Annotated in this window: 14 protein-coding genes; 7 read left to right on the top strand and 7 right to left on the bottom strand. The window is 41.0% G+C overall.

The window, feature by feature from the left end; genetic code table 11:
- Positions 1-104 precede the first annotated feature (104 nt).
- The 7 genes from OU683_RS09080 to OU683_RS09110 all read left to right on the top strand — a co-directional run bounded on the left by OU683_RS09080 (position 105) and on the right by OU683_RS09110 (position 6,360).
- A complete protein-coding gene (locus OU683_RS09080) occupies positions 105-986 on the top strand; it encodes an SDR family oxidoreductase (protein ID WP_268137425.1) in 882 nt (293 codons plus the stop codon).
- Between the two features lie 174 nt (positions 987-1,160).
- Positions 1,161-1,925 (top strand): ParA family protein, encoded by a 765-nt coding sequence (locus OU683_RS09085; RefSeq protein ID WP_268137429.1) that lies wholly within the window; start codon positions 1,161-1,163, stop codon positions 1,923-1,925.
- 6 nt (positions 1,926-1,931) lie between these two features.
- Entirely contained in the window at positions 1,932-2,837 is a 906-nt protein-coding gene (locus OU683_RS09090; RefSeq protein ID WP_268137431.1) for a ParB/RepB/Spo0J family partition protein, read from the top strand.
- Positions 2,827-3,411: a DUF5683 domain-containing protein gene (locus OU683_RS09095; RefSeq protein ID WP_442800849.1), complete on the top strand. Its 585-nt coding sequence runs from the start codon at positions 2,827-2,829 to the stop codon at positions 3,409-3,411. Before OU683_RS09090 ends, OU683_RS09095 begins: the two co-directional genes overlap by 11 nt.
- Positions 3,411-4,118: a 4-hydroxy-tetrahydrodipicolinate reductase gene (gene dapB / locus OU683_RS09100; protein ID WP_268137432.1), complete on the top strand. Its 708-nt coding sequence runs from the start codon at positions 3,411-3,413 to the stop codon at positions 4,116-4,118. The genes OU683_RS09095 and dapB overlap by 1 nt, the downstream gene beginning before the upstream one ends.
- 32 nt (positions 4,119-4,150) lie before the next feature.
- Positions 4,151-5,719: a signal peptidase I gene (gene lepB, locus OU683_RS09105; protein ID WP_268137434.1), complete on the top strand. Its 1,569-nt coding sequence runs from the start codon at positions 4,151-4,153 to the stop codon at positions 5,717-5,719.
- Positions 5,720-5,727: 8 nt separating this feature from the next.
- A complete protein-coding gene (locus OU683_RS09110) occupies positions 5,728-6,360 on the top strand; it encodes a WbqC family protein (protein ID WP_268137436.1) in 633 nt (210 codons plus the stop codon).
- On the opposite strand, the gene OU683_RS09115 is transcribed toward OU683_RS09110, so the two are convergent.
- The 7 genes from OU683_RS09115 to OU683_RS09145 all read right to left on the bottom strand — a co-directional run bounded on the left by OU683_RS09115 (position 6,349) and on the right by OU683_RS09145 (position 12,612).
- On the bottom strand, positions 6,349-7,386 hold the full coding sequence (locus OU683_RS09115; protein WP_268137438.1) for an endonuclease/exonuclease/phosphatase family protein: 1,038 nt from the start codon (positions 7,384-7,386) through the stop codon (positions 6,349-6,351). The two genes, OU683_RS09110 and OU683_RS09115, sit on opposite strands and share 12 nt — an antisense overlap.
- Positions 7,386-8,297 carry a rhomboid family intramembrane serine protease gene (locus OU683_RS09120; RefSeq protein ID WP_268137440.1) on the bottom strand — a complete coding sequence of 304 codons (912 nt, stop codon included), beginning with the start codon at positions 8,295-8,297 and terminating at the stop codon, positions 7,386-7,388. Before OU683_RS09120 ends, OU683_RS09115 begins: the two co-directional genes overlap by 1 nt.
- Positions 8,297-9,064 carry a rhomboid family intramembrane serine protease gene (locus OU683_RS09125; RefSeq protein ID WP_268137442.1) on the bottom strand — a complete coding sequence of 256 codons (768 nt, stop codon included), beginning with the start codon at positions 9,062-9,064 and terminating at the stop codon, positions 8,297-8,299. The genes OU683_RS09120 and OU683_RS09125 overlap by 1 nt, the downstream gene beginning before the upstream one ends.
- Positions 9,065-10,921, bottom strand: a complete 1,857-nt coding sequence (gene mutL, locus OU683_RS09130) for a DNA mismatch repair endonuclease MutL (RefSeq protein ID WP_268137444.1) — start codon at positions 10,919-10,921, stop codon at positions 9,065-9,067.
- Positions 10,922-11,221, bottom strand: coding sequence for a hypothetical protein (locus tag OU683_RS09135; RefSeq protein WP_268137446.1), 300 nt, complete (start codon positions 11,219-11,221; stop codon positions 10,922-10,924).
- 111 nt (positions 11,222-11,332) lie between these two features.
- Positions 11,333-11,830: a 6,7-dimethyl-8-ribityllumazine synthase gene (ribH, locus tag OU683_RS09140; RefSeq protein WP_268137448.1), complete on the bottom strand. Its 498-nt coding sequence runs from the start codon at positions 11,828-11,830 to the stop codon at positions 11,333-11,335.
- An 8-nt stretch (positions 11,831-11,838) separates the two neighbouring features.
- A complete protein-coding gene (locus OU683_RS09145; protein ID WP_268137450.1) occupies positions 11,839-12,612 on the bottom strand; it encodes a tetratricopeptide repeat protein in 774 nt (257 codons plus the stop codon).
- Between the last annotated feature and the right edge of the window lie 37 nt (positions 12,613-12,649).

Below are 12,649 nucleotides of genomic sequence, written 5' to 3' on the forward strand. Positions count from 1 at the left end.
GATTTCGTAAAAAGTTTACTTAAAGTTTAGGCTTTTTTGCTTGCTTATAAAAATATTAACTAAACATTAAGAATTATCCTTAAATTTTTTAAAATTATTATTATATGAACTACACAGAAAAAATGCTTAGGGACGATGCTCTCAAAGGAAAAAACATAGTTGTAACCGGGGGCGGTAGCGGCCTTGGTAAGGCCATGACCAAATATTTTTTGGAACTGGGCGCTAAAGTTGCCATTACCTCAAGAAACCTGGAAAAACTTCAGAACACTGCTAAGGAGCTTGAAGAAGAAACAAAGGGGGAATGCCTGCCCCTTCAGTGCGACGTTAGGCATTATGATCAGGTTGAAAAAATGCTGCAGCAAACCGTTGAAAAATTTGGTTCTGTGGATATCTTGCTGAACAACGCTGCCGGAAACTTCATTTCTCCCACAGAACGGCTAAGTGCCAATGCCTTTGATACCATTATTGATATAGTTTTAAAAGGCAGCAAGAACTGTACATTAGCTTTTGGAAAGCATTGGATAGACAAAGGAGAAAAAAATAAAACGGTTTTAAACATTGTCACTACTTACGCCTGGACAGGCTCTGCTTATGTAGTGCCAAGTGCCACGGCTAAAGCCGGGGTGCTGGCAATGACCAGATCTCTGGCCGTGGAATGGGCAAAATATGGCATAAGAATGAATGCTATTGCTCCCGGGCCTTTTCCAACTAAAGGTGCATGGGACAGGTTACTGCCGGGTGACCTTAAAGAGAAGTTTGACCTTGCAAAAAAGGTTCCTCTCAAACGGGTTGGCGAACACCAGGAACTGGCTAATCTTGCTGCTTATCTTGTTTCAGATTTTTCAGCTTATGTAAACGGGGAAGTAATTACCATCGACGGAGGAGAATGGCTTAAAGGCGCAGGACAGTTCAATCTCCTTGAAGCAATTCCGGAGGAAATGTGGGATATGCTGGAGCAAATGATAAAGTCTAAAAAAAGTAATTAACACAGCAGTATTTTTAGAGAAAATCCTCCTTAAAATCAGCTTTCTAAGACCCTTTAAAAATGACATTTTTGGAGGGTTTTTTTATAGCTCATTATGCTAAAAACCTGTTAACAAATTACCTTTCGTAAACCTATAATAAATTGTATTTTTACCCTTTAAATCCAAAATAATTGAATGGGTAAGATCATTGCCGTTGCAAATCAAAAAGGAGGTGTAGGGAAAACTACAACTTCGGTAAACCTGGCTGCATCCCTAGGGGTGTTGGAAAAAAAAGTTTTGCTCATCGATGCCGATCCTCAGGCGAATGCCACTTCGGGATTGGGAATAGATGTGGAGACAGTCGAGCTGGGCACTTACCAGTTACTGGAGCATTCCTGCAAGGCCGAAGAAGCCATCATGAAAACAGAATCTCCCAATCTTGATATCATCCCCGCGCATATTGACCTTGTTGCTATAGAAATTGAACTGGTTGACCAGGAAGAGCGGGAATACATGCTTAAAAAAGCCATTGGACACCTTCGGGAGAAATATGATTATGTTATTATCGATTGTGCGCCCTCTCTGGGTCTTTTAACTCTAAATGCCCTTACAGCCGCCGACTCTGTAATTATACCAATTCAGTGTGAGTACTTTGCTCTGGAGGGTTTGGGAAAGCTGCTTAATACGATAAAAAGTGTCCAAAAGATCCACAATGCCAGGTTGGATATTGAAGGCTTACTATTAACCATGTATGATTCACGTTTAAGACTGTCCAACCAGGTGGTAGAAGAAGTTCAGAAGCATTTTGACGAGATGGTATTTAAGACAATCATTCAGCGAAATGTACGTTTAAGTGAAGCCCCCAGCTACGGGGAAAGTATAATAAACTATGATGCCGGTAGTAAGGGTGCGAGTAATTACCTTAGCCTGGCACACGAGATCATAAAGAAAAACTCATAGGAGAAGATGGCGAAGGCGACAAAGAAACAAGCTTTGGGACGGGGACTTTCAGCATTGCTGAAGGATCCTCAAAATGATATTAAATCGGCTGAAGATAAGAATGCCGATAAGCTGGTGGGGCATATTGTGGAATTGGAGCTGGACGCCATTGAGGTAAACCCTTTTCAACCCCGAACGAGTTTTAATGAAGAGTCTTTGCGCGAGCTGGCATCTTCCATTAGGGAATTGGGAGTCATCCAGCCTATTACGGTAAGAAAGCTGGATTACAACAAGTACCAGCTGGTATCGGGAGAAAGACGTTTTAGGGCTTCCAAACTTGTTGGACTGGAAACAATTCCCGCGTATATCAGGATTGCCAATGACCAGGAATCTCTGGAAATGGCTCTTGTTGAAAATATACAGAGGCAGGATCTCGACCCCATCGAAATTTCACTTTCATACCAAAGGCTCATTGATGAGATTAATCTTACCCAGGAGCAGTTAAGTGAACGTATTGGAAAAAACAGGTCCACTATTGCCAATTATCTAAGGTTGCTAAAACTCGATCCCATTGTACAGACGGGAATGCGCGACGGCTTTCTTAGTATGGGGCATGGAAGAGCACTCATCAATATTGAAGATCCACAGGTCCAGCTGGAGGTCTATGAAAAAATTCTCGCTAACTCCCTTTCTGTTAGAGAGACCGAAAAACTGGTAAGAAATCTTCAGGAAGGAAAACCGGAACCGAAAACCACAACCTCCACTCCCGCAGTTTCCAGGGATGTCAAAAAAAGCATCAAAGAGTTTTCAGAAAAACTTGGAGCAAAGGTGGATGTAAAGGTGTCAAAAAAGGGAAATGGAAAGCTAATTATTCCCTTTACTTCTGAAGAAGACCTAAATCGTATTAAAAAGATCATACAGGGTGAAGATTAAAAATCTCATACTACCCATTATATTTTTCCTGTTTTTCCTGAAGCTTTCTGCACAGGACGATTCCCTGCTCATAGACCCGCAGCTGGTCATTGAGGAACCTGCGTATAAACCTTACGATCCACTCTCCCCTGCCCGCGCCGCGTTTTATTCGGCAGTACTTCCGGGTTTGGGACAGGCCTACAACGGGAAATACTGGAAAATCCCTATTGTTTACACTGCTTTAGGAGTGGGAGTATATTTCTATCTTGAAAATGACCGGCAATATGACCGGTATCGCAGCGCTTATAAAAGCAGGCTTGCAGGAAATACCGATGACGAGTTTTATGATGAGAATGGGCAACAAAGGGTTTCGACAAGTGCCCTTATTGAAGCCCAACGTTTTTACCAACGAAATAAAGAGGTTTCTGTAATGGTGACCCTGGGACTTTACGCACTTAATATAATTGATGCAAACGTCGACGCTCACCTGCAACAATTCAATGTGAGTGAAGATCTTTCACTCCGGCCAAACCTGGATTACGATCAATTTACCGGCACTACAGGTTATGGCCTTACTTTAAATTTTAATTTTTAATGAAAATAGCTCTTTTAGGCTACGGAAAAATGGGTAAGACCATTGAAAGATTGGCTGTAGAACGTGGTCACGAGATTGTTCTAAAGATAAGTGACGACGTTGAAAAAGCAGATCTTCAAAAAGCAGATGTCGCCATTGATTTTAGTGTGCCCGATGCTGCTTTTAAGAACATTACGACCTGCTTTGAAAAACAGGTTCCGGTAGTTTCGGGAACTACAGGCTGGTTAAAACAGTATGATAAGGCCGTGGAAATATGCAATGAAAATGAGGCTGCTTTTATTTACGCCTCCAACTTTAGCTTGGGTGTAAACCTGTTTTTTGAATTGAACAGGAATCTGGCTAAGCTAATGAACAAATTTCCTGAATATAAAGTTGCTATTGAAGAGATCCACCACACTCAAAAACTGGATGCTCCAAGTGGTACCGCCATTACTCTGGCAGAACAGATCATGGAAAATTCAGAAAAAACCGGATGGCAGCTGGATAAAGCGGCGGACAATGAAATTCCTGTTACCGCTAAAAGAATTGAGAATGTTCCAGGCACCCACACAATTTCCTATAATTCTGAAGTTGACACGATTAAAATTGAACATATAGCTCACTCCCGCGATGGTTTTGCACTGGGCGCTATTATAGCTGCCGAGTGGCTTCAGGATAAAAAAGGGGTTTACAGCATGAAAGATGTGCTGTTTAATGTAACAGAATAGCCATACGGTATACCAATAAATAAACTACGCTCATGACTTTTACAAACTGGATCCTGTTTGTCGCTCTAATTCAGCTAATTCATTTCGCAGGAACCTGGAGACTCTACAAAAAAGCAGGACGCAAAGCCTGGGAAGCAGCTATACCTGTATATAACGCCGTTATTTTGATGAAGATCATTAACCGGCCATGGTGGTGGGTTCTCCTGCTATTCATCCCTATTGTGAATCTTATCATGTTTCCTGTTATTTGGGTGGAGACAGTACGCAGCTTTGGCCGAACTTCCACTACAGATACGGTACTGGCGGTGATCACCTGTGGGTTTTACATCTATTATCTTAATTACGTAAGTGATGTAAAATACCGTGAGAACCGAAGCCTCCAACCGGGTAGTGCTGCAGGTGAATGGATAAGTTCGATTTTGTTTGCCATTGTCGCTGCAACCATAGTTCACACTTATGTGATGCAGCCTTTTACAATTCCCACCTCCTCCCTTGAGAAAACTTTACTTGTGGGAGATTACCTGTTTGTGAGTAAATTCCATTACGGAGCCCGCACCCCAATTACCTCGGTAGCGTTTCCTATGGTTCATGACACCATTCCTGTTCTTGGAATAAAATCCTATTGGAACAGGCCTCATATTCCCTATTTTAGGATACCAGGCTTTCAGGATATAGATCGCAACGATATCGTGGTTTTCAACTGGCCGGTGGATACCGTGCGCCAGTTTAGAGACACTTCCGGAGAGCGTTACGATAAACCGGTAGACAAAAAATCTAATTATGTAAAAAGAGCAGTTGGTCTTCCCGGAGACTCTCTGGAGATCATTGACGGCAGGATCTATATAGATCATCAACCCCTGGAATTGCCTGACCGCGCCAAGCCGCAGTATTCATACACAGGAACTACAAAAGGCCAGGGATTTGATCCTTATACCCTGTACAAGATGTACGACATTACGGATGCTTTTTACCACGATCCAAACACCAATCAATTCTATATCCAGGCCCTAACCGAAGAAACTTACGAAAGACTTAAGAATCATCCTAATGTAGCATCAATCGAAAGGATCGTTAATCCTTTGGGACAGAAAGACGCAGGTATCTTCCCAAATAACAAAAGGTTCAACTGGAACCAGGATAATTTAGGTCCAATATATATTCCTAAAAAAGGAGCTACCGTAGAGATCACTCCCGAAACGGCAGGTTTTTACAGGCAGATTATCGAAACCTATGAAGGCCTGGAAATGGATAGACAGAGAAAACTCACATTTAGTGGAGACCAGGTTCTGCTCAATGGCGAAGAATTGGATTCCTATACCTTTGAGCAGGATTATTACTTTATGATGGGGGACAACCGCCATAATAGTGAAGACAGCCGTTACTGGGGATATGTTCCCGAAAACCACATAGTAGGAAAACCGGTTTTCATTTGGTTAAGTCTTGATCCCAATGCTTCAGGCCTTAGTAAGATTAGATGGGATAGGATGTTCACAACAGTAGGCGGCCAGGGAGAACCTGTTTCTTACTTGCCTTACTTTCTGGTAGTGTTAGTTGGATTATTTGGATATAGTTTCTTCAGAAAAAAGAAGACCAAAAAATAACATTTTTGATGCAGAAGCTCCTGTTACATCCCTCCTACTTTGGACCTGTTTCTCAATTTGTAGCAATGGTCAATGCAGAAAAAATTATTTTTGAGAACGAAGATAATTATCAGAAACAGACCTACCGTAACCGCATGTACATCTATGGCGCAAACGGTAAATTATTGCTTAATATCCCTATTAAGCATACCGGTGATAAATCTGGCCATCAAAAGTACCGAGATTTAAAAATTGAAAATGATTTTCCATGGCAAAAACAACATTGGAAATCAATAGAAACCGTTTACCGTACCTCCCCCTTCTTTGAATTTTATGAAGATGAATTCTACCCGCTATACCATCAAAAGTTCGACTTTTTAATGGATTTTAATTACCAGAGCCTTCATCTGGCTATGGAGTGTTTGCAAATGGAATTATCCTATCAAAAAGCCCGGGAATATATTAAAACACCTTTAGAAGTAAAAGACGCACGTTTTCTTATTGAAGCCAAAAATAATCAAATTCAATCCTTCGAACCGTATAACCAGGTATTTCAGGAAAAATATGGCTATCTAAATGATTTGAGTATCGTGGATCTCATCTTTAATGAAGGTCCAAATGCATTGAACTATCTACAGCGACAGGAAATTTCATTCCCCTAGTCTAAGAGTAGCAGTGATTGGAAAATGATCTGAATATGGCACCTCATAATTACTAAAAGTGAGGATCTCCAAAGATTCATCTGGCAGAATAAAATCGATGCGAAGCGGAAATATCCCGTATAGCTCAAAGGTCTTTCCAAAGCCATTTCCCGCTTCTTTATAGGCATCATTATGCCCAATATCCCTAAGCTCCTGGTAAATGTATGAATAAGCCGTATTATTAAAATCTCCAAGTATTATAGTGGGATATGGGCTGGAGAGCACAATATCTTTAACAAGTCTCATTTGTCGCTCCTGTCTCACAAAGGTTTGTCCCATACCAAGAAACACTTTTTTGGAATGCTCCTTCTCAATAGTTCCCAGATCAGGCTTAATTCCGAATGACTGGAAATGAACATTTACCACCCTAATAGTATCCCCGTTTTTAACAATATCGGCAAATGCAGCATTATTATTACTCTTTGTGGGGAAGTCAAGTGAACCGGAATTTATAATAGGAAATTTTGAAAATATTGCCAGACCAAACTCGGCATTATTTTCTTTTAGTTTTATATACTTGTGAGGGAAGCTGTTGGCAATATCTAACTCTCCTTTATAGTACTCCTGCATTGCCACCACATCTGCATCCTCCTTTTTTATAAAAGCTGCTATCTTCTGCGGAATATCAACATCTTCTGCCCAGCCATATTGATTGAACTGCCGCACGTTATAGGTAAGGATCTTTAGCACATTGTCATCCACCAGCCCATCTTCATCTGAAGAAATTTCATATACCGAAGTAACGTGGTTAAAACCTATCAAAAGGACCAAAAAAGAAAGAAGCGCCTGAGGCTTTAATCTAAACAACCAGAACAGCAGGCAAATAATATTGATAATGATCAAGAGTGGTACACCCAGGCTAAAGACCGAAAGCAGGGCAAAGCTACTGGGAGGAATGAAAGGCAGTAAATAAGCAAACAAAAGTGCAACTGCGAAAAGTATGTTAAGCAAGAATAAGAACCTGTCAAACCAGTTGAGACCTTTCATCAATTGTCTTTTCCTGCGTTGAATAAATAATCCTTTTCCTGTTTAGTAAGGCTGTCATAACCACTTTTACTGATCTTGTCTAAGATGGCATCTATTTTTTCCTGTTCCTCTCTTTTATTTCGTGCGCGAGTATTATACCCGGTTGAAGTATTCCCTGTAGATTGCTTTTTGTGTACAGTCTTAAGATTGCTCTTATTCCTTTGAGCACTGTTAAAAGAAAAAAGAGAACCTACCCAGTCGAGGAACTTTTCAAATCCTGCGGCAATATTATTGCCTTTTCCCAATTGTTTGGCATAGAGATAACCAAAGCCTGCTCCTCCCAGGTGAGCCAGGTGGCCTCCGGGATTGGAGATAGGGATTTGAATAACATCCAGAACCACCAGAAAAGCCGCTATCCACCAAAGCTTGATACTACCAAGCAATATAAGTCTAACCCTCATGTGAGGAATATGAGTTGCAATACCCACCAAGATGGCCATAACAGCCGCAGAGGCTCCTATAAGATAAGATCTTCCTGTTCCCTGGAAAGCGGGAAACAAATTATAACTCGCCATGTAAACCAGGGCACCAAAAATACCTCCCAGGAAGTAAAAGTTCAGTAGTTTTTTTGGAGAAAAGTAATTGAGAAAATAAATTCCCGAAAAATACAGGATCAACATGTTTGACAGCAAATGCCATATCCCACTATGAAGAAAGGCGTACGTTATGATGGACCAAGGCTTAAAAAGGAATTCTCCCGGTTCTTTAGGAAAAACCAGCCACTCTAAAATAAAGTCTGTTTCAAAATTGAACAGAAAAGCCAGGGTTTTAAAAAAGAAAAACAGCACAAAAGCAAGAACATTGACAGCAATGAGCTTTTCGCTCACTGTAGCCATCTCGATCTTTGCTCTTATATTATTATTTCTCCTCATTAATCCCAACGGTTTTGGTTGAACTGGTTCTTTTTCCAGTACCACATCATTATAAATCCAAACAGGGCTCCTCCAATATGTGCAAAGTGAGCGATCCCTCCTCCAAATATAGAATATCCAGTCAACCCGGAAAAGAGGTCAAGTGCAATTAATGCCGGAATAAAAAACTTTGCCTTAATAGGTACCGGTACAAACAGCAGAAACAGCTCTACATTAGGAAACATCATCCCAAACGCTACCAATATACCATATATTGCGCCCGATGCTCCTACTGCCGGGGTAATATAGGTTTGGAACATGGTCCTCAAAACATTTTGGTCCACACCCTGTGGAATACTAAACTGGCCGTTCCTGACTATTGAAGCATAAGATTCACGCAAATATTGCTCTACCTCTCCTGCACCAAGTCCGGCATCCAGCAGGGCACTGTATCCCGCCTGGAAATGATAATAATTTACCAGGGTATGGATTATGGCCGCCCCTATTCCTGCCGAAAAATAGAAAAACAGGAACCTGTTCTTTCCCAGCACCTGTTCAATGGGACTTCCAAATGCCCATAATGCATACATATTGAATAATATATGAAATATGCTGCTGGGGTCATGCATAAACATATGGGTGATCACCTGCCAAAATTGGAAATTATCATTTTCAATGAACCATAAGGAAAACAGCTCATAGGCCTTATCTCCCAAAACCTGGCTCCCTATATAAACTATGACATTAATAATTAAAAGAACCTTTACGGTTTCGGTCATTCTTCCCATTTACATGAACTTTTTATCTAATTCGTCTACAGTTAAGGTAATAAATACAGGTTTATTAAACGGCGATAAAGTAGATTCTTTACAGGCGAAAAGACTATTTACAATATTCTGTTGTTCTGCACTGTTTAAAACTGTACCCGACTTTACTGCCATTCCCCTTGCGAGGGATTTTGAAAGTGTGTCTACTTGTGAAAAACCCGATCCCGGTACTTCATTTTCCAGGTCCAAAAGCAGCTGTTCCAACAAGATCTCCACCTCACTTTCTGAAATTAAAGTAGGGATTCCACTAATTTCTACTGAATCTTTTTTTACTTCGGAAAATATAAATCCCGCTTGCTCCAGGGAATCCTTGATCTCCTTGAGAAGCTCCATTTCATTGGTAGAAAACTGAATTTTTAACGGAAACAACAACTGTTGACTAACCGCCGAAGTAACTGTAATATTCCTAAGTAATTCCTCATAAAGGATCCTGGTGTGTGCCCGTTGTTGATCGATTACCAGAATTCCGCTTTTTAAGGTAGTAACTATATACTTTTTGTTTAGCTGAAATGTAGTACTTCCGGTTTCTCCTGCATCTCCCAATCCAAATAGATTACCGGTGACCTCATCGCTTTCAAATTCCACCTGGGTAATTCCTGAAGCAGTTTCATTCCCTTCCCCCTGTAAACCATTATAGAGACTTTGCCAGCTACCTGCAGCTTTTTCTCTACGGAAATTTGAGGAGTTATATCCGCCTCCCGATCTTTCTGTGCGAAAAGGGTTAAAATTTGGGTCCACCTCTACTTTGGGAGGGGTTATTCCTTTTTGAGAAAACTCATAAGGGGTATCCAGGCTGGAATCCCTGTCAAAGTCCAGAACAGGCGCAACATTAAATTGCCCCAGGCTATGTTTTATTGAACTGCGCAAAATGGTATAAAGCGCATGCTCATCATCAAATTTGATCTCTGTCTTTGTGGGATGAATATTGATGTCGATACTCTTTGGATCAACATCCAGGTACAGGAAGTAACTTGGATAAGCTCTATCTTTTAACAGTCCTTCAAAAGCCGCAGTTACGGCATGATTGAGGTATGGACTTTTAATAAACCTTTCATTTACAAAAAAGAATTGCTCGCCCCTGCCTTTTTTGGCAAATTCAGGTTTACCCACATATCCGTGGATTTTCACTATTGCGGTATCCTCTTCTACAGGCACCAATTTTTCATTGGTCTTCCCGCCAAAAATATTGACTATGCGTTGCCGGTAATTGGCTTCGGGCAATTGGAATAATTCACTTCCATTATGAAAAAGAGAAAACTGGATTGATGGATGCGCTAGGGCTACTCTTTGGAATTCATCAATAACATGTCGTAATTCTACAGTATCACTTTTAAGAAAGTTTCTGCGGGCAGGGATATTGTAAAAAAGGTTCTTTACACAAATTGTGGTTCCTACCGGAGTTACGCAAACTTCCTGCGACACGACCTCACTACCCTCTATTTTTATACAGGTTCCTACTTCATCATCTTCCTGCCGCGATTTGAGTTCCACATGGGCAATCGCCGCAATAGACGCAAGGGCTTCCCCTCGAAAGCCTTTAGTTTTAAGACTAAAAAGATCCTCGGCTGTATTTATTTTGGAAGTTGCATGTCGCTCAAAACAGAGTCGGGCATCGGTAACACTCATTCCATTCCCATTATCGGTAACCTGGATGAGCGTCTTTCCTGCTTCCTTAACTAAAATTTTAATGTTGGTGCCACCTGCATCGATGGAGTTTTCGAGTAGCTCCTTAATTACCGAAGCCGGCCTCTGTACCACTTCACCTGCTGCTATTTGATTGGCGACATGGTCGGGCAGGAGATGAATAACATCTGTCATTTAATAAGGATTGCTAAATATTGATAAATCAAAGTCTATGAACCAAAGGAAAATAAGAACCAGGATGGCAATAATTATGAGTACCGTCTTATTGATCTCCCTGTTTCCACGGTGACGGCTATTTTCACGAGCCTGCTTCCATTGGCTGCCAAAATCTATGGCATTGGTAGCTTCTCTATACTTATTGAATTTGGAATCAAAATTAAAAACATTTCCGGTGTCCTTACCTTTGTAGTAACGCGGCGTATAGTTATACCGGTTGTTTTTCTTTCGAGCTGAAAAAATGTTGAGTTTAAGCATTACTGTTCTTTATTTCCCGGAAACATCAAATTTACTCAAAATGCTCAAAATTTCCGAAGATTAGGCGAGCAAACTCAACAACACAAAAACAGTGCCTTGATAAAAGAAGGATTATAACCGGGAATCTTTTCGAAGTTGTGCCATTTTAATAGCCGCTACAGCTGCCTCTGCACCTTTATTTCCGTGCTTTCCTCCCGAGCGGTCGATGGCCTGCTGCATATTGTGATCTGTCAAAACACAAAAGATCACAGGAATATCACTTTGCACATTGAGATCTTTGATCCCCTGGGATACAGCATCACAAACAAAATCAAAATGTTTGGTTTCCCCCTCGATCACACTGCCAATGGCAATAATAGCATCGAGCATGTCGTAGGACTCCTGCATTTTTTTACACCCGTAGATCAATTCAAAACTTCCGGGAACATTCCAGCGAACAATTTTTCTCTCCAACACCTCATTTTCCAGAAGCACCTTTATAGCGCCCTGGCACATGTTCTCTGTGATATTCTCGTTCCATTCAGAAACAACAATCCCAAACCTGAATTCCTTCGCGTTTGGGATTTTGTTCTTATCGTAATTTGAAAGATTTTTTCCTTCTGTTGCCATAGTATTTTTTACTCTTGCATTGCCTGTGCCTGTCCCAGATAAACCGCTACTTTGTTTGCTTCAACAGAATCGGGATACTCATTCTGTATTCTCTCAAGATATTTTACAGCAGTTGCACCATCCCCAAGTTTGATTGCTGTAACTGCAGCTTTCATAAGAAATTTAGGAGTAGTGAAATTATTGTCTCTCATTGTGGCAGCCTCTTCGTAATATCCAAGAGCTTCTTCCGGCTGATCGAGCTGCAGGAATGCATCTCCAATTCCGCCTTTTGCAAGAGGAGCAAGGATCTGGTCGTCACTCTCATAATCATCAAGAGCTTCGATCGCCTGTTGGTACTGGTTGGTATGAAGGTAAGCCATACCCGCGTAATAATGAGCTAAATTACCCGCATCTGTAGAACCGTAATTCTCAATAATATCTTCAAAACCGTATTTACCCTGTCCTCCTGTCAAAGCCAGGTTGAAAAGAGAATCACTTTGTGCGCCAGATGCCTGCAGGGCATTGTCAAAATACTGCTGTGCCATGAACATCTCATTGGCAGCTTCGGCTTCTTTAGGTTCCTGGATGAATTCTTCATAAGCAAGATATCCAAGGATCGCCGCAGCAGCAACTCCAATAATTATAAAAATATATTTTTGGTTGCGAGCTACCCATGCTTCGGTCTTACTGGCCCCTTCATCAAGCGTATTAAATACTTCTGCAGTTGTCGATTCTTCTTCAACAGCAGTTTGTCGCTCTTCCTTGTTATTGGGCTTATATCCTCTTTTCTTGTACGTTGCCATAAATAAACGTTAAATGAAGGGCAAAAATAGAATATTT

Source organism: Salinimicrobium sp. TH3 (assembly GCF_026676115.1).
In the GTDB taxonomy this organism is placed as follows: domain Bacteria; phylum Bacteroidota; class Bacteroidia; order Flavobacteriales; family Flavobacteriaceae; genus Salinimicrobium.